At 62.9% G+C, this 23,865-nt stretch carries 22 protein-coding genes; 10 read left to right on the top strand and 12 right to left on the bottom strand.

Features of this window, described 5'->3' with window-relative positions; genetic code table 11:
• Window positions 1-378 precede the first annotated feature (378 nt).
• A complete protein-coding gene (locus tag ESZ00_RS02890; protein ID WP_129206685.1) occupies window positions 379-1,239 on the bottom strand; it encodes a 2,3,4,5-tetrahydropyridine-2,6-dicarboxylate N-succinyltransferase in 861 nt (286 codons plus the stop codon).
• A gap of 207 nt (window positions 1,240-1,446) precedes the next feature.
• Entirely contained in the window at window positions 1,447-2,373 is a 927-nt protein-coding gene (gene dapA, locus ESZ00_RS02885; RefSeq protein ID WP_129206684.1) for a 4-hydroxy-tetrahydrodipicolinate synthase, read from the bottom strand.
• Window positions 2,374-2,467: 94 nt separating this feature from the next.
• On the opposite strand from dapA, the gene ESZ00_RS02880 reads away from it, so the two are divergent.
• From ESZ00_RS02880 to ESZ00_RS02865, 4 genes are all read left to right on the top strand, one after another.
• Entirely contained in the window at window positions 2,468-3,304 is an 837-nt protein-coding gene (locus tag ESZ00_RS02880) for a glycosyltransferase family 2 protein (RefSeq protein WP_129206683.1), read from the top strand.
• 124 nt (window positions 3,305-3,428) lie between these two features.
• Window positions 3,429-3,641, top strand: a complete 213-nt coding sequence (locus tag ESZ00_RS02875; RefSeq protein ID WP_129206682.1) for a heavy-metal-associated domain-containing protein — start codon at window positions 3,429-3,431, stop codon at window positions 3,639-3,641.
• A 26-nt stretch (window positions 3,642-3,667) separates the two neighbouring features.
• On the top strand, window positions 3,668-6,022 hold the full coding sequence (locus ESZ00_RS02870) for a heavy metal translocating P-type ATPase (protein ID WP_129206681.1): 2,355 nt from the start codon (window positions 3,668-3,670) through the stop codon (window positions 6,020-6,022).
• A gap of 8 nt (window positions 6,023-6,030) precedes the next feature.
• Window positions 6,031-6,405 carry a metal-sensitive transcriptional regulator gene (locus ESZ00_RS02865; RefSeq protein ID WP_129206680.1) on the top strand — a complete coding sequence of 125 codons (375 nt, stop codon included), beginning with the start codon at window positions 6,031-6,033 and terminating at the stop codon, window positions 6,403-6,405.
• Between the two features lie 121 nt (window positions 6,406-6,526).
• Here ESZ00_RS02865 and ESZ00_RS02860 read toward each other — a convergent pair whose 3' ends face one another.
• Window positions 6,527-9,004 carry an ABC transporter permease gene (locus ESZ00_RS02860; protein WP_129206679.1) on the bottom strand — a complete coding sequence of 826 codons (2,478 nt, stop codon included), beginning with the start codon at window positions 9,002-9,004 and terminating at the stop codon, window positions 6,527-6,529.
• Between the two features lie 112 nt (window positions 9,005-9,116).
• Between ESZ00_RS02860 and ESZ00_RS02855 the strand changes: the two genes are divergently transcribed.
• Window positions 9,117-9,704 carry a GNAT family N-acetyltransferase gene (locus tag ESZ00_RS02855; protein ID WP_129206678.1) on the top strand — a complete coding sequence of 196 codons (588 nt, stop codon included), beginning with the start codon at window positions 9,117-9,119 and terminating at the stop codon, window positions 9,702-9,704.
• A gap of 104 nt (window positions 9,705-9,808) precedes the next feature.
• Here the strand turns inward: ESZ00_RS02855 and ESZ00_RS02850 are convergent, their stop codons facing one another.
• Genes ESZ00_RS02850 through ESZ00_RS02840 form a run of 3 tightly spaced genes read right to left on the bottom strand, consistent with a single transcriptional unit; the run spans window position 9,809 to window position 12,096 of the window.
• Window positions 9,809-10,366 (bottom strand): isochorismatase family protein, encoded by a 558-nt coding sequence (locus tag ESZ00_RS02850; RefSeq protein ID WP_129206677.1) that lies wholly within the window; start codon window positions 10,364-10,366, stop codon window positions 9,809-9,811.
• A gap of 24 nt (window positions 10,367-10,390) precedes the next feature.
• The gene (locus ESZ00_RS02845) at window positions 10,391-11,668 is read right to left on the bottom strand and encodes an MFS transporter (RefSeq protein ID WP_129206676.1); all 1,278 of its coding nucleotides are present in this window, start codon (window positions 11,666-11,668) and stop codon (window positions 10,391-10,393) included.
• The gene (locus ESZ00_RS02840; protein ID WP_129206675.1) at window positions 11,668-12,096 is read right to left on the bottom strand and encodes a MarR family winged helix-turn-helix transcriptional regulator; all 429 of its coding nucleotides are present in this window, start codon (window positions 12,094-12,096) and stop codon (window positions 11,668-11,670) included. Before ESZ00_RS02840 ends, ESZ00_RS02845 begins: the two co-directional genes overlap by 1 nt.
• A 319-nt stretch (window positions 12,097-12,415) precedes the next feature.
• Here ESZ00_RS02840 and ESZ00_RS02835 point away from each other — a divergent pair, with 319 nt between their 5' ends.
• Window positions 12,416-13,345, top strand: coding sequence for a CsgG/HfaB family protein (locus ESZ00_RS02835; RefSeq protein ID WP_164981320.1), 930 nt, complete (start codon window positions 12,416-12,418; stop codon window positions 13,343-13,345).
• Between the two features lie 35 nt (window positions 13,346-13,380).
• Here ESZ00_RS02835 and ESZ00_RS02830 read toward each other — a convergent pair whose 3' ends face one another.
• A complete protein-coding gene (locus tag ESZ00_RS02830; RefSeq protein WP_164981319.1) occupies window positions 13,381-14,559 on the bottom strand; it encodes a tetratricopeptide repeat protein in 1,179 nt (392 codons plus the stop codon).
• 215 nt (window positions 14,560-14,774) lie between these two features.
• Between ESZ00_RS02830 and ESZ00_RS02825 the strand changes: the two genes are divergently transcribed.
• The 3 genes from ESZ00_RS02825 (at window position 14,775) to ESZ00_RS02815 (ending at window position 17,832) form a co-directional block, all read left to right on the top strand.
• Entirely contained in the window at window positions 14,775-15,986 is a 1,212-nt protein-coding gene (locus ESZ00_RS02825; protein ID WP_129206672.1) for a pyridoxal phosphate-dependent aminotransferase, read from the top strand.
• Between the two features lie 121 nt (window positions 15,987-16,107).
• Window positions 16,108-17,373, top strand: coding sequence for an aspartate aminotransferase type Ic (locus tag ESZ00_RS02820; protein ID WP_129206671.1), 1,266 nt, complete (start codon window positions 16,108-16,110; stop codon window positions 17,371-17,373).
• A 129-nt stretch (window positions 17,374-17,502) separates the two neighbouring features.
• Window positions 17,503-17,832, top strand: coding sequence for a hypothetical protein (locus ESZ00_RS02815; protein ID WP_129206670.1), 330 nt, complete (start codon window positions 17,503-17,505; stop codon window positions 17,830-17,832).
• Window positions 17,833-17,993: 161 nt separating this feature from the next.
• Here the strand turns inward: ESZ00_RS02815 and ESZ00_RS02810 are convergent, their stop codons facing one another.
• Entirely contained in the window at window positions 17,994-18,413 is a 420-nt protein-coding gene (locus tag ESZ00_RS02810; protein WP_129206669.1) for a cobalamin B12-binding domain-containing protein, read from the bottom strand.
• 71 nt (window positions 18,414-18,484) lie between these two features.
• On the opposite strand from ESZ00_RS02810, the gene ESZ00_RS02805 reads away from it, so the two are divergent.
• Entirely contained in the window at window positions 18,485-18,913 is a 429-nt protein-coding gene (locus ESZ00_RS02805) for a DUF3291 domain-containing protein (RefSeq protein WP_129206668.1), read from the top strand.
• Between the two features lie 233 nt (window positions 18,914-19,146).
• Here the strand turns inward: ESZ00_RS02805 and ESZ00_RS02800 are convergent, their stop codons facing one another.
• From ESZ00_RS02800 to ESZ00_RS02785, 4 genes are all read right to left on the bottom strand, one after another.
• Window positions 19,147-21,159: a glycosyltransferase family 39 protein gene (locus ESZ00_RS02800; RefSeq protein WP_129206667.1), complete on the bottom strand. Its 2,013-nt coding sequence runs from the start codon at window positions 21,157-21,159 to the stop codon at window positions 19,147-19,149.
• A 170-nt stretch (window positions 21,160-21,329) separates the two neighbouring features.
• Entirely contained in the window at window positions 21,330-22,358 is a 1,029-nt protein-coding gene (locus ESZ00_RS02795; RefSeq protein ID WP_129206666.1) for a polyprenyl synthetase family protein, read from the bottom strand.
• 53 nt (window positions 22,359-22,411) lie between these two features.
• Complete coding sequence (locus ESZ00_RS02790; protein WP_129206665.1) at window positions 22,412-22,915, bottom strand: YajQ family cyclic di-GMP-binding protein; 504 nt, start codon at window positions 22,913-22,915, stop codon at window positions 22,412-22,414.
• A gap of 109 nt (window positions 22,916-23,024) precedes the next feature.
• The gene (locus tag ESZ00_RS02785) at window positions 23,025-23,858 is read right to left on the bottom strand and encodes a TatD family hydrolase (protein WP_129206664.1); all 834 of its coding nucleotides are present in this window, start codon (window positions 23,856-23,858) and stop codon (window positions 23,025-23,027) included.
• Window positions 23,859-23,865: the final 7 nt, after the last annotated feature.

The raw sequence follows: 23,865 nt of genomic DNA, 5'->3' as shown, positions 1-23,865 counted from the left end.
ATTCGATGCGGCCGCCCGGCGGGGTCGAAACGGCCCGGACGCAGAGCGACTGCCTACCATATATCGACGGAGGCAGGATTGAAAAGTGGCGCGTACCGGAGCAGATACAGGGAATAAAGATAGGCTCCGGTTTTGGCGGAGCCTTTTGCAGATCTGGAGATGCGTTAGGGGTATCGACCTATAGCCCAGGCAAATCATGGTCATTTCGACCGGAGCAGGACAGCTTTATTGTCCTGCGGAGTGGAGAAGCCAGTGGTTTCCTACCCGGACAGGCGTTAACCGCAGGTCCCTCCACTTCGCTCGCCTTTGGCTCGCTTCGGTCGGGATGACAATTTGGCGTTAAGTTTTTATTCTCTATGCGTTTCTATGTCGACAGGCTTAGCGCAGCAGGTCTTCGAGCGTGGCGCTGAGGTCGGTCTTCTCGTCGCGGTACTTTACGATGACCGGTGTGTAGACGCTGAGACCCCATTCGGCGGCCTTGCCCTTCTGGATGGAGCGCGAGCCGGGGACGACGACGGCATTCTCGGGGATGATGAGCGGCGTTTCGGCCGTGGCGCGCAGTACGGTGCCGTTCACCGTGTCATAGACCGGTGTGCCGCGGGTAAGGATAGTACCGGCCGCGAGCACGGCGCGCTTGCGCACGATGGTGCCTTCATAGACGCCGCAGTTGCCGCCGACGAGCACATCGTCTTCAAGGATGACGGGGCTGGCGTTGACCGGCTCGAGTACGCCGCCGACCTGCGCCGCGGCACTCAGGTGCACGCGCTTGCCAATCTGGGCGCAGCTGCCGACCAGGGCGTGCGAGTCGACCATGGTGCCCTCATCGACGTAAGCGCCGACGTTCACATACATGGGAGGCATACAGACCACGGATTTGGCCAGATACGCTCCTGCTCGAACAGACGACCCGCCGGGGACGATGCGAATGCCCTGCTCGGCGGTGAAGATGCGCGCCGGATAGGTGTGCTTGTCGACGAAGGAAAGATCGGAGCCTGCGGCTTCAAGATGGCCGAGGCGGAAGCCGAGCAGGATGCCTTGCTTGACCCAGGCATTGACGCGCCAGCCCAGGGGGTGGGTCGCGTCGGGCTCGGCCGAGCGCAAGGTGCCGGCCTCGAGGGCCGAGCGAAGTTCAAGGAAGGCGGCGATGGCGGCAGCGTCGCCAATGGCGGCCGGCCCGGCGGCGAAGTGGTGCTCAATCTGTGATTGCAGAGCTGGGGACTTCAGGGTGCTTTCAGACATTTGATTCAAGTTTACCGGACCAGCTGCGCACAGGGTGGATCGCCTTCGGCTGCTGCGCGCAGGGCGGATCGCCTTCGGCCTCCGCTCCCTTTGGTCGCGATCCAGATGCTTTGGGATAACCCAGGATTCCTTTCCGGAGCTATCTTTGCGGGACTTTAAAAGGTCTGGTGTTGAAGGGAAGCCGGGACTACGTCGCGTCCCCTGCGGCTAGAACAAACCCGGATCGCCGTCGACCTGCGGTCCGTGCACTAACAGGCCCAGCTCTCCGGCCAGTCGCTCGAGTCTGGCGCGGGTCGAAGGCGCGACTGGAACGATCGGCAGGCGGTAGTGCTCTTCAAGCTTGCCCATCATGGTCATGATGGCCTTCACCGGGCCGGGACTGGTCTCCCAGAAGTTGGCCTGGAGCAGGCGGAAGTACTTGCGATTCAGGCGGCGGGCGGTGGTCCACTCATTGGCCAGCGCGGCGTGGATCATCTCGGCCATAGCGCCGGGGATCTGGTTTGAGGCGACCGAGACCAGGCCTGAGCCGCCAAGGGCGATGACGCCGAGGGCCATGTTGTCATCGCCGGCATAAACATGGAAGCTGCGCGGGACCAGCGTGAGCAACTCGGTGATCTGCGGCAGATTGCCGCTCGATTCCTTAACGCCGGCGATGTTCGGAGCGGCGTCGATCAGCTGGAGCACGGTCGCCGGTTCGAGGTTTGTTCCGGTGCGGCCGGGAATGTTGTAGAGGATTACCGGCAGCTGGGTCGCCTGGGCGACGGCGCGGAAGTGCTCGAACTGGCCCTGCTGATTGGGCTTGTTGTAGTACGGGTTCGCCGAAAGGATGGCGGTGACGCCGGGGATCTGCGCGGCCAGCGCGGCGCGGTGTGCGGCCTCGCGCGTGGAGTTATGCGTAGCCCCGGCCCAGACGGGGACGCGCCCGGCGACAGCCTCGGCAATGATGCGGATCACCCGCAGCCACTCCTCGTCGGTCAGCGTCGGCGTCTCAGCGGTTGTGCCGCAGGCGACAATCCAGTCAATACCGCTTTCTACCTGCCATTGCGCAAGGTTGTAGAGCGTGTGTTCGTCGAGGCTCCCATCGGCGCGGAAGGGAGTGACGAGGGCAGTGCCACAGCCAATCGGTGCATCCATCACGTTTGTGAGTTTACAGGGGGAGGGGGGCAAAGAGAAAACACGCGGCTCATCACTACAATGGCCCTATGATTTCCTCACTGGAATTCGGTTCGTGATATCCGTTCTCATCCTGACGCGGAATGAAGAGCAGGACCTGCCTGGGTGCCTCGAGAGCGTGGCCTGGTCCGACGACGTGCACGTCTTTGACTCGGTGAGCACCGATCGCACCGGTGAGATTGCCGCTGCGCACGGAGCACACTTTACGCAGCGGGCCTTCGATGGCTATGCGCGGCAGAGGAACGCGGCCCTCGAAGGACTGCCCTTCAAATACGAATGGATCTTCATCCTCGATGCGGACGAGCGACCCACCCCGGAGCTGGCGGTGGAGATGCAGCGCAGGGTGGCGTCGGTTTCGCCGGAGGTGAATGGCTACCGGCTTCGCCGCCGCGACTTCTTTATGGGTACCTGGCTGAAGCATGCCCAGATCTCTCCGTTTTATATCCGCCTGGTGCGGCGCGGCCGCGCCCGCTATATGCGGGAGATCAACGAAGTGCTCGAGGTAGATGGCGGAGTGGGTGACCTGACGGCTACGCTCGATCATTATCCGTTCTCGAAGGGCATTCGCCACTGGATCGAGAAGCACAATGTCTACTCGACGATGGAAGCACGCGTGGTTGCCGACGGGCTCTCGCGGGCGCAGGCGTCGTGGCGGGTCGCGCTTTTCGCGAAGGATTTCCATGCCCGCCGCGTGGCGCAGAAGGCGCTCTTCTATCGCATGCCGGCGCGGCCGCTGCTCAAGTGGGCATACATGATGTTCGTGCGCCGCGCGCTGCTGGATGGTTCGGCGGGCATCGCCTACGCCACGCTGCAGTCCATCTATGAGTACTTCATCGTGCTCAAGACGCGCGAACTCGAGCGCGAACGCGCCATTGGCGTGCGCGGCAGCTGAGCCTGCTTCCATTGTCATTTCTATGAGTTCACCGCTGCCAAGGCAGCGGTTTTTGCTTTTCAAGAGGATTTTTGAATACCCTTGGGGGGTATAGGCATCAGAGGATTGGAGGGAGAAAAGAAAGATGGCAGAGGACACGGTAAAGCTGGCAATCGAGGGCATGCATTGCGGGGCGTGCGTGCGGCGTGTGACCCAGGCGCTGGAAGGAGTGGCCGGTGCGAAGGTGAAGTCGGTGCAGGTGGGCTCGGCAGAGGTTGCGCTCGGTGCGGGCGTTACGCCGGAAGAGGCCGCGGCTGCGGTGAGCCAGATCGGTTTTGCTACACGCGTAGCGCGCTAGAGCCTGTTAGCGACCAGGAGGGCAGTATGGCGGGTGGCACAGCAGAGAAGCAGCAGGAAGGTCTCGAACGGGTGAGCTTCCCGGTTACCGGGATGACCTGTGCGGCCTGCCAGGCCTTCGTGCAGAAGACGCTGGGCGCGGAGCGCGGTGTGCGCGAGGCGACCGTGAACCTGATGCTGCATCAGGCCACGGTGAGCTTCGATCCCTCGGCCACCTCGATTGCGGCGCTGGTGGAAAAGGTGCGCAGCACCGGCTATGGCGCGGAGATGCCCATTGCCGATGCCTCTGCTGTTTCGACGCAGGAGCGCGAAGACAAGGCACAGGCGGCAGAGTATCGTGCCTTGCGCCGTAAGGCCGTCGTTACAGTCGCCGCAGGCGCTGTGGCGATGCTGCTGTCCATGCCGCTGATGACCGCCGGGCACACATCGCATGCGGCGCATGATCCGGTTCTGGGCTGGGCCATGCGCTTCGTCGATCCCGTGCTGCACAGCATCGCGCCATGGCTCTTCGCGCTGTCTCCTCAAATCCTGCGCTGGAGCCTGCTGGTGCTCTCCGTCGCGATCATCGCCTGGTCTGGCCGGCGATTTTACGTGAAGGCATGGAGTGCTCTGCTCCATCGCGCCGCGGATATGAATACGCTGGTGGCTCTGGGTACAGGTACTGCCTTTCTTTATTCCGCCGCGGCTACCGTGGTTCCGCAATGGTTCCTGTCGCATGGTGTTGCGCTTGACGTTTACTACGAGGCGGGCCTACTGATTCTCGGCTTCGTGCTTACCGGCAACACGCTTGAGGCGCGGGCCAAGGGACAGGCTGTGGCCGCGCTGCATCGACTGGCGGCGTTGCGTCCGGCTACGGCGCGCGTGGTGCGCGATGGTGCGCAGGTGGACGTGCCTCTCGAAGAGATTCGCGCCGGAGAGACGATCATCGTGCGCCCTGGTGAGCGCGTGCCTGCGGATGGCGAGGTCATCGCGGGGCATAGCAGCGTCGATGAGTCGATGCTGACCGGCGAGGCAATGCCGGTAGAAAAAAATGCCGGCAGCAGGCTGATGGGCGGCACGATGAACCAGCGCGGCGTGCTGCGCTATCGTGCGACCACCGTGGGCGCTGAGAGCACGCTCGAGCAGATTGTGCGACTACTGCGCGAGGCGCAGGGCTCGCGCGCGCCTATCCAGAATCTTGCTGATCGCATGAGTGCGATCTTTGTGCCGGCAGTGCTGGGCATCGCTGTGGTGACACTGCTCGCCTGGAGAATTTTCGACCCTGCCGCAGGTGCAGCACAGGCGGTTGCTGCTGCCGTGGCCGTGCTGGTGATTGCCTGTCCCTGTGCGATGGGCCTTGCCGTGCCGACCGCGGTGATGGTGGCGACTGGCCGTGGCGCAGGCGAAGGGCTGTTAATCAAGGGCGGCGCACCGCTCGAGCGGCTGGCGAAGGTGGACACCGTGGTCTTCGATAAGACAGGCACGCTGACGCAGGGCCGGCCCGAGGTGGTGGAAATTGTCACTGTTATCGGTACAAATCAAGACGAAGTTCTGCGCATGGCCGCTTCACTCGAGCGGGCAAGTGAGCATCCGCTGGCGGGAGCTCTGCTGCGCCGTGCGGGCGAAGGCATGCCGGAGGCTGAGCATTTCGAGGCGCTGACCGGGCTGGGTGTTCGCGGTATGGTTGAGGGGCACGCCGTGCTTGTCGGCAGTCGGACACTGATGGAGCAATACAGCGTGTCTACCGCGGAGCTGGCGGACGTTGCCGATGATGCCGCGCATGCGGGACAGACAGCCCTGTGGGTTTCAGTCGATGGCCTTGCGAAGGGAATTGTCGCGGTTGCGGATACGATCAAGCCCGATGCGGCTGCGGCAGTTGCCGGGCTGCGTGCGCTGGGGCTCCGGGTAGTCATGCTGACCGGCGATAACGAGCGCACGGCGCAAGCCATGGCGCATGCTGTCGGGCTCAGCGAGGTGATTGCCGGAGTATTGCCCGAAGGCAAGGTGGAGGCGGTGCGGAAGTTGCGGGGGGAGCGTCGCGTGGTGGCGATGGTAGGTGATGGCGTGAATGATGCTCCTGCGCTGGCGCTGGCTGACGTGGGTGTGACCATGGCCTCCGGTTCGGATGTGGCGCTTGAGGCGGGCGAGGTCACACTGATGCGCAGCGATGTGCATTCCGTCACGACGGCGCTGGCGCTTTCCCGCAGCGCGATGCGCGTGATGCGGCAGAATCTTTTCTGGGCGCTCATCTTCAATGCCGTGGGTATTCCGGTTGCGGCGGGTGTGTTGTATCCGGCATTCGGGATTTTGTTGAGCCCGGTATTGGCGAGCGCGGCGATGGCTGTCAGTTCGTTCAGCGTAGTGATGAATTCTGTCCGGCTCAGCCGGATGCGGTTGGGGTGAGGGAGACGATGGCAGCAAAGAAAAAGAGCGAGGCTGTGGCGAAGGCTGACGTGGTCCATGCCTGCGCAGTGCATGGCACAAAGGGCGAAGAGCGTAAGGCTGTGGGCGTCGATCCCGAGATTCGCGCTTCAAACCTCCGGCGCCTGAGCCGCATCGAGGGCCAGATCCGCGGCATTCGCAAGATGGTCGAGGACGATCGCTACTGCGCGGATATTCTCATGCAGGTTTCGTCGGCACAGGAGGCATTGCGAGCCGTGGCTCGCGCGCTGATGCGCAATCACCTGGCGCACTGCGCTACGCATGCCATAGAAACCGGCACGCAGCAGGAAAAGGAAGCCATGTATGACGAGCTGCTGGAGATGATCTATCGCAACGCGCGATGAATGTGTAACTGTACGGGTAGTAAGTCTGGTTGTATGCCTGAATTTGCAATCTCAATCTGCGCCTTGCGATGCACCGTACTTCCCGCCCAAGCGAAGCTTGGACGGGGCATCCAGGTTTTCTCTACTCCGAACGCAGTGCCTGCACCGGGTTGATGGAGGCTGCCCGTCGCGAGGGCAGATAGCAGGCCAGCCATGCCGCTAAGAGGACGGCGATACTGATTGCCGCATAGGTCAGCGGGTCCATCGGGCTCACTCCGAAGAGCAGCGATGACATCAGCCGCATGGAAAGGAAGGCAGCGACCAGACCGCAGGCGACACCGATGCCGGTGAGCATCATGCCCTGGCGTACAAAGAGCCCGGTGAGCGATTCGCGCTGCGCGCCGAGCGCCATGCGGATGCCGATTTCGCGGGTACGCTGCGAGACCGAGTACGCGATCACCCCGTAGATGCCGATGACGCCAAGCAGCAGCGCCATCGATCCGGCGACTGAGAGCATGACCAGTGTGAACGAGGTGCGCGCCATCGACTGGCGAAGGTATTCGGCTTCCGTGCGTTCGCCGGAGATTGGAACTTCATTCTCAACCGACCACGCCTGCTGCTGGAGCTCATGAATGAAGGTCTGCGAGCCGGCGCGGGGGCTGCGCACGATGTATGTGACGTAGCGCTCTACCTCGGTGGGCTGGCCTTCCAGATGATCGCTCAGCAGCGGCCAGTAGACGGTGGATTCAGCAGGTTTGTCGACGCCAGAGGCATGCACGTCTTCGACGACTCCGACGATCTCGCGCCAGTCATCTGTGCTGCTTGCGCGGATATGCTTGCCGAGCGCATTGACCGGGCTCTTCCAATATTCGCGGGCGAAATTTTCGGAGATGACAGCCACCGGATGCCGGTCGTAGTTGTCGCTCCAGGTGAAGTCGCGTCCGGCAAGAATACGGGTGCCGAGTGTGTCGAAGGCTCCGGGCGAGACATGCATGAACTTACGGATGGGGGGCAGCTCGCCCTGTCCATAGGTGTGATCCTGCGCAAAGACCGGGTCCATGGAGTAGCGGCCATCCATAGGCACGGAGCTGGCGATCGCTGCCGAAGAAACGCCGGGCAGGTCTGCGAGCTTATCGCGAATCTCCTGCTCCATGCGGATCACGCGGTCTCCCTGCGCGTCGGGTACACGGTTTTCGGGAATATAAAAGCGGAAGGTCTGCAGCGTTTCCGGATGCGTGAAGCCAGGCGAGACATGCGAGAGCGCGCGGAAGGTGCGGATCATGAGGCCGGAACAGATGAGCAGTACCAATGCGAGCGCCACCTGCACCACCACCAGCGTTTTGCGCGCGCGATGCCGCTCGCGGCTCTGGCTCAGGGAGCGGCCGCCTTCGCGCAGTGTGGCATTGATCCCCGTGCCCGCGTATTTGAAAACCGGAATCGCGCCAATGAGCAGGCTGGTGAAGAGCGCAAGTCCTACAGTAAAGAGCAGCACGGGCAGGTCGATGCCGATTTCATGCACGCGGGGCAGCCCCTCCGGTGCGATGGCAAGCAGGACGTGAAGTCCTCCCCATGCAAGGGCAAGGCCGAGCAGGCTTCCCGCGATGCCGAGGGCAAAGCTCTCGACGAGCAGCTCACGGGCGATCTGCATCCAGCCTGCGCCGAGCGCGGAACGCACGGCCAGCTCCTGGCGGCGCCCTTCCACGCGTACCAGCAGCAGGTTGGCTACATTCGCGCAGGCGACAAGCAGCACCATGGCGATTGAGCCCATCAGCACCCAGAGCATGTTGCCGATGTCGCCGATCACGTCCTGCTTGAACGGACGGAGCAGGGGATGAATATTTGCTTTCTGGAAGAGCTCGAGGCTGAATCCCTCCGGAGTGGGGAAAGAGCGCAGCGTGACGGCTTGCAGGTGCGCCAGGTCGGCGTAGGCCTGCTGGAGCGTTATGCCGGGTTTGAGGCGGGCAACGGCGCGGTCGTTGAAGCCGCCGAGATGCACCTTAGCCCGATCGATCTGCATGGGCGCGTAGATATCGGCGTCGTCGAGGTCGGCGACATGGAAACCCTTGGGCAGCACGCCGATGATCTGGCGCATCTGTCCGTCGGCAACCAGCGTGCGGCCGAGGACACTCCGTGCGCCGCCGAACTTCCGCTGCCAGTATCCATACGAGATAAGGATCGTGTGCGGGGCGTTGGGTAAATCATCCTGCCGGCTGAAGAGCCGGCCAAGCACGGGCTGCGCGCCGAGGATGGGCAGCGTGCCGTCGGTGACATCGGCGCCGCTTACGCGCTCCGGAGCATTGCCGCCGGTGATATCGAAGGCATCCCCGTCATAAATGCCGATGTCCTGCAGGGTGGTGTTCTGCTCGCGGTCGATGAAGTAGTTTGCCGCCGACATGTTGAGCTGGGGGATGTTGACGCCGTCGGCGCGATACCAGACTCCGATGAGCTGCTCGGGATGAGGGTAGGGCAGGGGCTTGAGCAGGATGCCGTTCACCACGCTGAAGATGACCGTATTCGCGCCGACTCCGATGGCGAGGGTGAGCAGCGTGATGGCGGTGAAGAGCGGGGCGCGTCCAAGTCGCCGCAGCACCTGCTGCAGCTGGTTTCCAAACAGCGTCATACGGCCTCCATGGAGCCATGAGGTGGGGCGCGTGGCGCACCGTGAGGAGTGTACGCAGGTGAAAGCGCAATAGTTCCCTGACGATGTACTGGCGTATTGATACAGTGTCGGGATGGTGCCTGCGCTTACGACATTGCGGATGATGCTGCAGCCGCTGCGGCTGGAAGATGCGGAGCAGACGCAGCCGCTCTTCGCGCGGTGGGAGATCGTGCAATACCTGAACAGCCGCGTGCCATGGCCATTTCCGGACAGCGGCTGCCTGAGCTACTACCGCGACTCTGCGCTCCCGGCGATGGCTGAGGGCAGGGAATGGCATTGGACGCTTCGGCTGAAGGAGGCGCCTGGCCGGATCATCGGCTCCATCTGCCTGGTTCGGGGTGAAAAGACAAATCGAGGCTTCTGGCTGGGGATGCCGTGGCATGGGCGCGGGCTTATGACGGAAGCCGTGGCCGCTGTGAATGACTATTGGTTCGATGCGCTGGGCGAAGCGGTGCTGCGCGTGCCGAAGGCGACCAGGAATGTTGCCTCGCGCCGTATCTCGGAAAAGACGGGAATGCGGGTGGTGGAGCGGATGGAAGATGGCTACGTCGGAGGCGTGATGCCTGCGGAGCTCTGGGAGCAGACGGCTGAGGAATGGCGGGCGTGCCGGCGTAAGCTGCTGGAAGGGATCGAACGCCGGGCGGACGAAGAGAGGAGATGAGCTGCCTCGCCCTGCTGCTCTTCCGTTCATTCGTACTTTCGTTCATCCGTAAAGAAGTGCGGCGTGCATTTGTCACCATGTTGGTGACAAATGCACGCCGTTTTTCAGGCGCGGAGCCTGGCCAGCACTGTTTCCGTGGTGTCGATCTCTCCCATGCGCGGGAAGATATTCTCGATGCTATGGGTGTGCGCCGCGGCGCTCAGGTCGGCCATGGCATCAGAGACGAAGACGATGTGATAGCCGTGGTCATAGGCGCTGCGCGCCGTCGACTCTACGCCGATCGTCGTGGCAACACCTGTGAGCACGATCTGCGTGACGCCGCGGCTGCGGAGGTAGTCGTCGAGACCTGTTCCGGGAAAGGCTCCGAAGGCGTGCTTGGTGACACGATGATCTGTCGGCTGCGCGTCGAGCTCCGGCACCAGCTCGGCGAAGTCGGCGGGGAACTGCGAGAAGTCCGGGCGCGGACGCGAGGTGCGTCCCGGTGCTGCTCCGGCGACATTCACCAGTACCACCGGCAGGCCGCGCTCGCGAAAGGCCCTGGCGAGCTCCGCCGAGCGCTGGATCACATCGGAGACCGGATGCGAGACAGGCATTGCGGTAATGCCCTTCTGAAGATCGATGATGATGAGGGCGGCATTCGGTTCGAGCTGGGTGAGAGGCATGAGGAGTAGTCCTTTCGGTCACGTTTAGCGTGCGGTTGAGGTGGAAACGGAGAGAGAACCGTGGGCATCACCGGCCGGTGCCGGCAGGGAAGCCTGAATCTGCGGCAGCCGCGCCGTGTACCAGAGCGCGGCTGCGAGACAGCAGGCGCCGCAGAGAATCACCGTATGCGGCGCGCCGATGCGGTGTGCCAGAGCTCCGGCAAACAGGTTGCCGAAAGGCGCGGCGCCGAAGAAGGCTGTTGCGTAATAACTGAGCACGCGAGCGCGCTTGTCCTCGGGTACAAGTGACTGGACGATGGTGTTGGTGATGGTGGCGCCCTGCATCATGCCGAAGCCGACGCACGTCAGCAGCGCCATCGAGAGCCAGAGCGCATGCGAAAAGCCCAGCGCGATGAGACCGCCGGCGAGTACCGTGGTGGCAATCTGCAGCGCGCGCGGCAGACCGTGGATGCCCTTGCGCAATGTCAGCGAGATGGCGGAAGCCAGCGCACCCGCGCCGGAGGCGGAGCTGAGCCATCCTAACGTTCGCGCATCACCGTGCAGTACCTGCGCTGCGAAGATGGGCAGCAGCACGGTGAAGGAATAGCCCATCAGGCTAAGTACGCAGAAGAGCAGCAGCACGGAGCGAATGGGCAGTGAGCTGCGAACGAAATCCCATCCTTCACGCAACTGCGCGAGCATGCCGGCACGCGCTCGATGCGTCTCCATTGGCCTGAGCTGCATCATGGCGAGCGATGCGATGACGGCGATATAGCTGGCGCCGTCGATGAGGAAACACCAGCCCTCGCCCACCGCGGCGATCAGCACCCCGGCAAAGGCAGGTCCGATGAAGCGCGCGCCGTTGGCCAGCGCGGAGTTGAGCGCGATGGCATTGCCCAGATCCTCACGGTCGTCGACCATCTGGATCAGGAACGAATGGCGTCCGGGTGCGTCGAAAGCATTGATGACGCCCTGCAGTGCGGAGAGCGCGATGATCTCGATGAGGTTGATGCGGTGCGAGAGCGTGAGCGCGGCCAGTGAGAGCGATTGCACCGCGGCGGCGGCCTGGGTCCATAGCAATAACTTGCGGCGTGGCATGCGTTCCACCCATGCGCCGGCGAGAGGCCCGAGCAGGAAGGAAGTGATCTGACCGCAGAAGCCGACGATGCCGAGCAGCAGTGCCGAGTGTGTGAGACGGTACACGAGCCATGTGGCGGCTATGCGGGTGATCCATGTCCCGATGAGCGAGATGCCCTGGCCGAAGAAGAAGAGCTGGAAATTGCGATGCCGCAACGCACGCCATGCGTGACTGAAGCGCGTCATTACTGTTCGGCCAGATGGCGGATGATCTCTGCGGCAGCGAAGAGCGTCTCCTGTTCTTCTTTCGGGAGCTGAGAGATGGCGCTTGCGATCCAGGAGCGCTTGGCAGCCTTGAGAGCACGCCGTGTTTCCCCGCCTTTTGCGGTGAGCGAGATCAGAAGCTGGCGTCCGTCGGTGGGATGCGGCGTGCGTTGCAACAGCTCTCGCTCTTCGAGTGCAGCCACGGTGGCTCCCATGGACTGCGGCTTCATGCTCTCTATGCGGGCCAGCTCGGCCGTTGTCATGGGCCCGTGCTGCTCGAGGCGGGCAAGCACCGTGGACTCGGTGAGCGAGAGCTCGTGCGAGGCTGTGGCTGCGCGCAGACGGCGTATCAGCAGTCCGATCGACTGCGTGAGGTCGGCGACGGAGGCGTCGAAGGATTTCCGCTGCATGGATCGATTTTAGGATAATAGAAGTCAAACTTGCAAGTTTAGCTGGCAAGATTGCCTGTTGATCGAGATGTGCGCGCCTGCGTCCGTTCCGGCAGAGGACATACCCTTGGCGGGTGGGCGAACTGGAACAAGTTGTTGGACGTCGAGCGGCCGGCGGTCACTCGAAATTCCCGTTGGGGATTGCAGAGCCTGGGCTATGATGGTGCGCGTTCTCCTTCTGCTGGCAATGCCGGGCCTTCCCCTGGGAAATTCAGAATGCTGTCGCCGATGGTTTTCGGCGAGTGCGGACAGGTGTGCAGTGCGGATCGCTGGAGGAAAGATGCGGGTGCGTTGGGTGGTGTGTTCGTGGCTGGTCGTGGCGGCTTGCCCTCTACTGATGGGGCAGGCCGGGCGGAGATGGGCGATTGTGGAGGAAAACGGACCGGCGGCGCGGAGCAACGGCGCTGTGGCGGCTACGGAGGCGCGGGTTGCCGACGACCTGAACGCCAAGCTGGCCGGGCAGCCGGGAGTCACGCTGATCGACCGGGCAAATGTGGACAAGCTCATCAAGGAGCAGAACTTCCAGAACAGCGACCGTTCGGACCCGAATACGGCGGCGCGGATCGGCAAGCTGCTCGGTGTTTCGCAGGTGGTGATGGTGAATGTCTACGACTCGAACTACTCCACGCACCAGGACGGCTCGAACGGCTCCTCGAAGACGACCGGCACGGTGGTGCTGCGGGCGAATGCGCGGCTTATCGATGTGGAGACAGAGGTGATTCTGGCGCAGCCGAAGTCGGAGTTTCAGGACAGCACGGTGGTGGGGGAGACTTCGAAGTCGCAGGGCTTTAACTTCGGGGCTATCCGGGTTCCTGCCAAGCAGAAATCGAGCGGCGGCGATCCGCAGGTCATCAAGGACAACGAGACGGCGAAGGCCGTGGATGCGGTGACCACAGACCTGGCGACGCAGTTCAAGGCGGTGATCGCGAGCGCGCCGAAGCCGAAGGCCGCGCCTGCTCTGGTGGCTGGAATTTCCGGCGGCGCGGTGTACATCAACGAGGGAACAGCGGCCGGAGTGAAGGCCGGAGATCGCTTCCAGGTGACGCGCGAGGTGAGCGTAGGGCTGATCGATCCGAAGACCGGTCAGCCGATTGTGCGCAAGCAGAAGATCTGCGTGCTGACCATCGCCGATGCTGAGGACACGAATGCCTCAGGTACCTGCGCTGGAGGATTGCCGCAGAGCAAGGATGTGGCTGAGCCGATGCCGTAAATGTGGTAAGTGCTCCGCGCTGCCAGAACATGCCACTACCAGAACATGCCGATGGATGCGCCCAGGACAAAGCTTGAGAGCACCTGGGTGCGGCGGTCGGCTTCGCGCTCATTCAGGTCCTGCTGGCGCTCGAAGTCGTGTTTCTGCTCATCGGCGCGGTCCTTGTACATCCTGGCAAGGGCGGGATTGGGTCTGGTGCCCTGGCCGGCTTCATACATCTCAGAAACGGTGCGCTCGGCCTGGTAGATGCCCTGGTCGGCTGCCTTCTGGAGCCAGTAGAGAGCCTTGGCGTAGTCCTGGGGCACGTCGTTGCTGCCCACGTAATAGAGCCGTCCGACAATGCGTTGCGCGGTGACGTCTCCGTCGCCGGCGGCGAGGGTGTAGCAGGCGATGGCCTCACGGCTGTGATGGAACATGAGGCCGGTCTGGCCGAGCGCCATGGCCTCCTGGTGGCTGAGGTCGTCATGTGGATCGCAGGTGAACTTCGGCACGCTGGCATTCCAGGAGCCGGTGCGGTCGCCGGCATGGCCGGGGCTGCTGTACACGACGGTGCCCGCGTAGTGATCGCCGCGCAGAGAGCCGGTATAGATGGCGGAGTTGGGGCTGGTGGTGTCGGTGCGGCGGACCACGATGTAATCCGGCTCCGCGCGCACGATGGTCAGGTGCGCGTGGGTGTGATTTTCATCGAACCAGACCGCGGTGCCCTCGGTTCCCTGAAAGGTCCAGGCTGCGCTGCACGGCGGTCCCTGGTTTTCGCAGACCAGCAGTTGCGGCGGCAGCGGTGAGACTGGAGCTACAGAAGCAGCAGGCACCGGGGCAGCGGCTACCGTGTCTTGCAGTACGGCAGAGAAAATGCCGCTTGCAGGATAGTCCGCATGGCCGGGCCAGCTCCATTGCACGGTGCCGGTAACGTGGGTTCCCTGGACGGTGCCGGTGTAGACGGCGGTAAGGCCGGAGGCATCCGTACGCTGGACGACGAGCGCGGTGCTGTCGAACTTCTGAATGGACAGGTGGGAAGGCTGCTCGTTTCCGGTAGTCGAAGTGGCTGTGCCCTCGGTACCGTCGAAGATCCATGTCTGATCGAGGGTGGCCGCGGGCTGGGCGCAGGTGTTGTCGCGCGACTCGCAGGCCAGGAAGCGTGTGGGCGATTGCGCGGCCGCGACAGCGGCGAATAGGAGCATGGGCAGCAGGGCCAAGGCGGAGCGTCGGGCCATGATCTCCTCCTGAGACACGGGGATAGAGACGCGGTATGGGTGCTGACAGCAAGGGAGGCAGGTTGCGGGGCCCTGAACATCAAACCGGGGAGCCGATATGAGAAGCCGCTGGGGGATTTCGGGGCACCAGTATAGAGCGAACCGTGTGCGGCTGGGCGACGGTTTTCGTTCGAGGCGAGAATCCAGACCGAAAGTCATGAAAAAATGAAGAAGTGATGACAGCGAGCACAGCGGGAGTGGCAAGGGAGTTCAGCGAGCGGATCGGCCGGTTCGAGGTCTCGGCGACGGCGGTTGTGGTGGCGGAGGCGGCGAAGCTGAAGGCCGCAGGCGTGGATCTGGCCGACTTTGGCGCCGGGGAGCCGCATTTCCCCACGCCGCGTCACATCAAGGATGCGGCCATTGCGGCCATCGAGCAGAACTTTACCCACTACACCACGACTCCGGGCATTCCCGAGGTGAGGAAGGCGATTGTCGATCGCCATGCTGCAGATTTCGGCTCGGATTACGCGCCGGATGAGGCCATCTTCACCACGGGCGGCAAGCTGGCCATCTTTTATGCCGTCTCGGCATTGATCGACCATGGCGACGAAGTGATCGTGCCGGTGCCGTACTGGGTTTCCTACAAGGACATCGTGCAGTATGCGGGCGGGCGGCCGGTCTTTCTGGAGACCGCGGAGGCCGATCACTTCCGCATCACGGCTGAGGCGATCGAGAGCCTGATCACGCCGCGTACCCGCGCCATCCTGCTGAACTCGCCCTCGAACCCTTCCGGCGCGGTGATGGACACCGCGGACTTCGAAGGCATCGTGCGGCTGGCTCACGAGCGCGGCATCTACGTGCTGCTCGACGAGTGCTATGCCTACCTGACGTATAAGGGGAAGCCGGTCAGCGGTGGATCGTACATCGAGGCGAAAGAGCATGTCGTCGTGCTGGGTTCGCTCTCGAAGACCTACGCGATGACCGGCTGGCGTGCGGGCTTCGCGCTTGCGCCGAAGCCGATTATCGCGGCCATGGCCAAGCTGCAGAGCCAGACGACTTCCTCCGCCACGCACTTTATCCAGAAGGCGTCGATTGCCGCGCTCAGCGGTCCGCAGCAGTGCGTGGCGGAGATGCGCGCCGATTACCTGAAGCTGCGCGACGAGGTGCTGGCCGGGCTTCGCGGGATTCCGGGGATCACCTGTACCGTGCCCGAAGGCGCGTTTTATGTGTATCCGAATGTGAAGGCCTATCTCGGCCTGCCCGGTGCGGAGACGGCGATGGAACTCGCATCGCGGCTGTTGAGAGAAGGCCATGTGGTTACGGTGCCGGGCGAGGCCTTCGGCACCAGGGAGCATTTACGGCTCTCCTATGCGACCTCGCATGAGACGGTGGCGGAGGGCGTGGCGAGGATGAAGGCGTTTTTTGAGGGGTTGAGACGTAAAGGGTAGTGGCTAACCCACCCATGACCGACTGCGTGTCATGGGTGGGGCACCCGGAATACGGTTGTGGCGGATATGTATCCGTCACCGTGACAGATTGGAATTACCTGAAGTACCAGGAGGAGTAACGATGTCGTTGGAGCTGCTGCAGAAGGAATACGAGGCGCTTCGCGCCAAGGCAATCAAGCTGGACCTGACGCGCGGTAAGCCGGCGCCGGAGCAGCTGGAGCTTTCGAACGAGTTGCTGGCGCTGCCGGGCACGGGCGATTTCACTGCCGAAGGCGCGACCGATGTTCGCAACTACGGCGGACTGCAGGGCCTTGCCGAGGCGCGGAAGCTGCTCAGCTCGCTGCTGGGCGCGCCTGCCGAGCAGGTAGTGCTTGCGAATAACGCCAGCCTCTCGCTGATGCACGACACGATTATCTTCTCGCTGGTCAAGGGCAACGCCGACAGCGCGAAGCCCTGGGGCAAGGAAGAGGAGATCTCGCTCCTGTGCCCGGTTCCGGGCTATGACCGCCATTTCCGCATCTGCGAGGACTACGGCATCGAGATGATTCCGGTGGCGATGAACGCCGACGGTCCGGATATGGACGAAGTGGAGCGTCTTGTCGCTGCCGACGCGTCGATCCGCGGCATCTGGTGCGTGCCGAAGTACAGCAATCCGACCGGCGCTGTGTACTCGGATGCAGTGATCGAGCGCCTGGCCTCGATGAAGACCGCGGCGAAGGACTTCCGCATTTTCTGGGATAACGCCTACGGCGTGCATCACCTCACGGACGAGAAGATCGAGATTGCGAACATCCTCGAGCGTGCTGCTGCTCATGGCAACGCGAATCGCCCGTTTGTCTTCGCTTCGACCTCGAAGATCACCTTCTCGGGCGCGGGTATCGGCGGCTTTGCGGCGTCGAAGGAGAACGTGGCCTGGCTGCTGGCCCGGCTCACTCCGCGCACGATCGGTCCGGACAAGGTGAACCAGCTCCGTCATGTCCGCTTCCTCAAGGATGCGGCCGGCATCGCTGCGCTGATGGAGAAGCATCGCGCGCTGCTGGCTCCGAAGTTCGCGGCGGTCGAGGAGATTTTCGCGGCCGGCCTTACCGGCCTCAAGGACGTGAGCTGGACCAAGCCGAAGGGCGGTTATTTCACCAGCCTCGATGTGCCTGCGGGCTGCGCCAAGCGCGTGGTGAGCCTGGCCAAGGACGCAGGCGTGGTGCTGACGCCTGCCGGCGCAACGCATCCTTATGGCAAGGATGAGGCTGACCGCACTATCCGCATTGCGCCGTCGTTCCCCAAGCCCGAGGACGTGCGTGCTGCCGCAGAAGCCGTGGTGCTGTGCGTCAAGCTGGCGTGCGCGGAGAAGGAAGCCGGCGTGCTCGAGCCTGTGGGCGCCAAGGCGTAGTTTCTTCCGATCAAAACAGGAAGGGCCGGCAGCGATGCCGGCCTTTTCTCGTTTGTCCGGTGCCAGCGGAAGCGTGGGGATGGTAGAGTGGTGGGCGAATTTCGATCGCTCTTCTTACGGGATGGGAAGATGGCTTCTTCGTTGCGGAAGTTGGCGGGTGTGTTGCTGGCCAGCATGGTGGTGATGGGCTCGGCGGTGCTGGTGACCGGCTGTGAGACGGGCCGGACCAATAAGCGGACCTTTGGTGAGGTCAAGGACACAACAACCACCGGGAAGCAGGATCCCGCGTTGACGGCCAGCGGCGATGGACAGCCTCCGGTGCCGGGCTCGCCGACTGCAGCCGGACCTGACGGCAAGCAACCCTATGACGATGCCGACGCACGGGCCGGTATGGGCTCCGAAGAAGGCAAAGCAGCACCTCCCGCAGCGCAGAAGAAAGACACCTTCCAGCGCCAATAGGGACTGGCCGTCCAGGCATCCGCTCGCTTTGCTCGCCTTTGTCGCTGGCGCGGGCCTTGACGGTCCTCCCGTTGGTCGGGATCGATCGTCAAAGCCGGGTGCCCACGTCTCGATTCCGAGGCATAGGTGGACACAGATAGAGCAAGTTTTTGTTTTTGCAGCTAGAGCTGCAGGCTGCGATCCTGCACGTGTTCACGAATAAAGCTGACGATCGCATCGAGCGGAGTGCCGGGGCCGAAGATGCCGGCGACGCCCTGGGCTCGCAGCGACTCCGTATCCTGCGCCGGGATAGTTCCGCCAAGCAGGACGAGGATGTCTTCCGCGTGAGCCTCGCGCAGCAGCGCCATGATGCGCGGCACGATGACATTGTGCGCTCCGGAGAGGATGCTCAGGCCGATGCAGTCCACGTCTTCTTCGACGGCTGCGCGCACGATGTTCTCCGGTGTTTGCCGCAGTCCGGTATAGATCACCTCCATGCCGGCGTCGCGCAGCGCATGGGCGATAATCTTCGCGCCCCGGTCATGGCCATCGAGCCCTGGTTTGGCGACAAGCACGCGGATAGGTGTGGTGCGGAGTATCATAAGCGCGACCGGCGAGCATAGCACAACGGGATAAGGGAGCTGAAGACTGCGTATGGAGGCCCGAAAAGATCATGGTGCTTATCAGCGTGACGCGGCTGCGGATTCGGTCTCCGCGGTTTCTTCCTTCTTTCGCCGTGTACACGCTGCGTTCGCTGCTGCAGGCGCGCAAGGCCGGCGGGTTTGTAGCGGGAGCGCTGCTGCCGGATCGCGAGCGGACCTTCTGGACGATGACGCTGTGGCAGAGCGAAGAGGCGATGCGCACGTTTATGAGCTCCGGCGCGCATCGGCAGGCGATGCCAAAGCTCATGCACTGGTGCGATGAGGCCGCTGTCGTACGCTGGCAGCAGGCAGAGGCCGCGCTGCCGGGCTGGGGTGAGGCAGATCGCCGCCTGCGCGCGGAGGGACGGGCGTCCAAGGTGCTGCACCCGAGCGCGGATCATGAGGATTTGAGCTACCGCGCTCCGAGTGCGAGAGGCGTTGTGCGAATCCGGCCCGCATAAGGCAGCAGATTCGCGGAGGCTGTTCCTCGGTTGTATCCACATATAGCTGGTCTGAAACTAAAGAACTTATCCATATCGTTGTCATCCCGACCAGAGCGCAGCGAAGTGGAGGGACCTGCGGTTTGCGCCTGTCCGGGCAGAAACCCGCAGGTTTCTCCACTCCGCAGGACCACAAAACGGTCCTGCTCCGGTCGAAATGACAGCCTTTTACTATCGCTCTATGTGGATACGGCCTAGCGCAGAGATTTGAGTTTGTCTTCGAGCTTCGGCAGCCAATCCTGCTGGCCTTCCGGCTCCATGGTGTGAGCGATGGTGATGGCTTTGCCGTAGGCAGCACGGGCTGCCGCGGTATTGCCGGCGGCTGCTTCGGCATCGCCCAGAGCGAGATTCGGGGTAAAGTCATCCGGCGCGAGCTGGACAGCGGTCTGTGCTTCGGTGACGGCCTCGTCCGAGTGCTTCGCGGCGAGCGCGTCCTGCGACTTCTGCACGTGCTCGGTCGCCGCGGCGAGAGGCACGGCATAGGTGCCGTTGTAGACGAGGACGCCGTCCTGGATGAGGGCATCGGGCTGAATGGCCTCAAACGACCGGTAGGGGCTGAGGACCTTCGTGCCGAATTCGAAGCCGGTCCAGTCTCCGGCGCTGATAAAGACAGGGCCGTGGATCACCGGTGGAACGGTGTACTGTACGGGCACGCTGAGGGAGTCGAAGGTGGGCAGCGGACGGCAGGGGATGCCGTAGGATCGGAAATCGACGAAGGGCTGAACGAAGTAGGCGAACCAGCAGTCGGTGATGTGGTGCTGGTCGGTGTATTGCTTTACGGCCAGGAGCTGCTGGCCCCAGTCGGTGTTGGAATCGTTGAGGTAGAGGTGCGTCTTCGCTGGTCCGCCCCAGAACTCGTTGGCGTAGGCGATGTCATCGGGGTAGGCGCGCAGGGATGAGGCGATATGGAGCGCGGCGAGCGCGAGGATCACGCCGGTCCAGATGCGGCTCTGGCGGGTGAGCGTCAGTGTGGCTCCGGCGAGGAAGATGGAGAGGAAGACCCAGACGGGCAGGATGTGTCTTGCCCCGATGTTGAGGCTCGATGTCATGGCGATGAGGAAATAAAAGGCTGGAGGCAGCAGCAGGAAGAGCGTTTCGAGCGGCCGGCGCAGGCGGCCGCTGCACCAGGCGTACAGCGCGAGGATGAAAAGCCCGAGGAAGCCGAGCGTGGACTTGATGACGAAGACAGCCGGGAAATAGAACCAGACGCCGTGTTCATAAACCTTGCCGAAGACGAAGCTTTGCATGCCGTTGGCCATGGCGCGCACGTCGGTGAGGCCGTAGAGCCAGGACTCAGGCAGCAGATGCAGGCGGGCGAAGAGCAGGATGCCGTGGGCTTCGAGCGGGTGGAGCGGGTGTGTGTAGTCGGCGAGCGACGGTGAGAGCGCCAGTGGAGCGGGCCGGGCAGCATAGCGGAATCCATAGAAGGCCCAGAGCACGGTGCAGGCGAGCACGGTGATGACGGCCAGCGCGAGAGCAAGCTGTGTGGGGCCGGGCAGCGTTGCTTCTTCTGTCGCAGTACGGCGGGTGCGTCGCAGGATGAGCACTCCAACAAGCAGCAGCACGAGGATGGGGGCGAGCAGCACGGCGGAGTGCTTGCTGGCGAGAGCAAGGCCGGCGGCAAGAGCCGTAACGGCAAGCCGCGCCGCGGTGGGCCGTTTTACATAGCGATAGAGCGCATAAACGGTGGCCAGGAAGAAGCAGGAGACAGCGGTGTCGGTGGTGACGTAGGCGCCATGCGCGACGATGCTGGGCTCGAAGACGAGCAGCGTAAGAGCAAGCAGCCCTGCGTTGGTGCCGAACATCTCCTGCGCGGCGAAGAACACGAGCAGCGCCATGAGCAGGGGAAAGACCATGGCCGCCATGCGCACGCGGAAGACGAGCGTGTTGACGGGATACCGTGGCCCATTGCCGAAGAGGAAATCGCGGCCGCTCAGGTACGATTCGAGTTTGAAGAAGCGGCCTTGCAGCGTGGGCACGCGCAGCGGCAAAGGCAGCAGCGGTACCGTCGCTACCAGTTTTACCAGTGGCGGATGCTCGGGGTTGAGGCCGAAATCAGCGGTTTTCCACGACATGTAGCCGGCGAAGATGTGGTCGTCCTCATCCCAGGTGAGGGACTGGCCACGGACGGCGTGGATCATTTGTGCGGCGAAGGCGGCAATGAGAAAAACAACGCAGGCTGCGGTGCGCAGTCGAGCAACGGGCATGAAGGGATGGTATCGCGAGCGAGTGAGTGGTTGCGCTATCGGAGGAGATCGTACCCACCCAAGCGGAGCTTGGATGGGGCACCCGGGATGTGCCAGTGCAGACAAGCTGCAGCGCCTACTCGCGCCCAGCGGGAGCGGAGGCCGAAGGCGAACCGCGCTGCGCGTAGCAGCTAGCGGTCGCGGGCGACGACGAAGTCCGGCACCCAGAGCAGCGCCCGCTTGTAGTCGGAGTCGGGCAGGAAGCTGAGGGCGTTGCGGGCGGTTTCCGCGTATTCGAGCGCGATGTTCATCGCATACTCGATGGAGCCGTGGTTCTTGAGAATGCCCAGGATCTGGGCGTGGGTGACGCGGTGGAAGTCGCGGTCTTCGAGGACGGTGCGGATGGCCTGGCGGTCTTCCTCGGAGCCGTGTTCGAGCGCATGGATGACGGCGAGCGTCGCTTTGCCTTCGCGCAGGTCGCTGGCGACGGGCTTGCCGAGCACTTCTTCCGAGGCGGTCAGGTCGAGCACGTCATCGACGATCTGGAAGGCCATGCCCAGCGCGCGGCCATACTCGCCCATGTGGTCTTCTGTCTCGGACGGCGTTGCGGAGGAGCTGTGGCCATTGGTATGAGACTTCGGAATCCCGGCCAGCACCGCGCCCAGGCGCATCGAAACCTCAAAAAGACAGGCTGTTTTGCGGTAAATAAGCGTGTTGTAGTCGCTTTCGGCGATACAGAAGCCGAGCTTCTCCATCTGCAGCAGTTCACCTTCGACCATTTGCTGCGTGAGGCCGATGAGCAGGTCGAGGATGCGGAAATTACGCTCCTCGAGGGCTACGCGGAAGGCCTGCATATAGAGCCAGTCGCCGGCCAGCACGCATTTGCCGTTGCCCCAGGTGGTATTGGCCGAGGGGCGTCCGCGGCGGGTGTCGGCCGCGTCGATGATGTCGTCGTGCACCAGCGTGGCGGTGTGGACCATCTCGACGACAGCGCCGAGGCGGATCATGCCATGGCCGGAGTAATTCTGAGCGCGGGCCGAGAGCAGCAGCAGCGAGGGGCGAAGGCGCTTGCCGCCGCCCTCGCGCAGATAGCTGGAGATTTCCGTGATTGCAGCGACGGAGGAGACGGCGTAAGCCCCGAATTCGCGCTCGATGGCGCGAAGGTCGTCATGCAGCAGGTCGAAAACTTCTTTTGCCGTTGCTATGGCCAGTGTACTCACTCGGGCTGTTACTCGCTGTCTTTCCGGTCGCCTGGAAAAGGTGAATATGGGAACTAATTGGAACGGAAGTTCGTGAATTGCAGATCGATGCCGAAGTCCTTACCCCTGAGCAGAGCGATCACTTCCTGTAGAGTATCGCGATCCTTGCCGGTGATGCGGACGGTATCGCCCTGGATAGTGGCCTGGACCTTCTTCTTCGAGTCCTTGATGACGCGGACGATCTCCTTGGCCTTTTCCGAGGGAACGCCCTGCTGGAGCGTAACCTTCTGGCGGACGCTGGACCCGGTTGCCGGCTCGAGCTTGCCGTACTCAAGATTCTTGAGCGGGATGCCGCGCTTGACCATCTTCTGGGAAAGGATTTCCTTGACGGCCTCGAGCTTGTACTCGTTCTCGCTGGCCAGCTGGATGTGCTTATCCTCGTCCTCGAGCTTGATCTCGGACTTCGAATCTTTCAGATCGAAGCGGGCACGGACTTCCTTCACCGCCTGATCGATTGCATTGCGAACTTCCTGCACATCGACCTTGGAGACGATGTCAAAGGAATTGTCTGCTGCCATAATGCTGCTCCGTCTCTTTTCAGAGTATCTGTTCGTTTCTTAATAGATTATCCGCTCTGTTTCTCAATCGGCTATCCAGCCTGCGGGGGAAATCCGGTTTCATCCCTGCTTAAAGGGGCATTTCCGGGTCTGTTGCAGTGCGGAACAGGCGGTGAAAGTTTTCCGTGGTGCGGAAAGCGGCTTCTTCTGGAGAGATGCCTCGCACCTGGCCAAGGGTGCGTGCCACTTCGGCCACCCAGGCCGGTTCGTTGCGTTTGCCCCGGTTGGGGATGGGCGCGAGGAAAGGCGCATCGGTCTCGATGAGCATGCGCTCGAGGGGCAGCGCGGCCATGGCATCGCGGATCGGCTGCGCCTTGGGATAGGTCGAATTGCCCGCAAACGAGACCAGGAAGCCAAAATCGATGGCCTGTTTCGCGTGATGGATCTCGCCGGTGAAGCAGTGCAGGATGCCGCCGAGGCCTGTTGGACGCCATTCCGCCTCGAGCTGGGCCAGGGTGTCATCCCAGGCATTCGTTGAGCCGTCGGACGGCCGGCAGTGGATGATGATCGGCTTTTTATGGGCGGCCGCGATCTCCATCTGGCGGGAAAAGCCCGCCATCTGTACCTCGCGCGGCGCGTTCTCGGGGTGATAGTAGTCCAGGCCGATCTCGCCGCAGGCGATGACCTCGGGCTCCTGGAGCAGGCTATCCAGCTTGGCGCAGGCCGCCTCGTCGAGCAGCTGGACCTCCTGCGGGTGTACCCCGGCCGAAGCGTAGATCTTCGGTACATTCGGTACGCCAGCGTACTGGCGGGCGATGTCGAGGGCTTGGTGCATGGTCTCCGGCCCATCGCCGATGCCGATGGAGAGGATGGCCTGCACGCCAGCCTCGTAGGAGCGGCCGAGGAGCGCATCGCGGTCCTCGGCATAGCGCGGGCTGTCGAGATGGGCGTGGGAATCGATCATGCGGTTC

Source organism: Silvibacterium dinghuense, from assembly GCF_004123295.1.
Lineage (GTDB): Bacteria > Acidobacteriota > Terriglobia > Terriglobales > Acidobacteriaceae > Silvibacterium > Silvibacterium dinghuense.
This window is presented reverse-complemented; position numbering and strand designations above follow the sequence as displayed.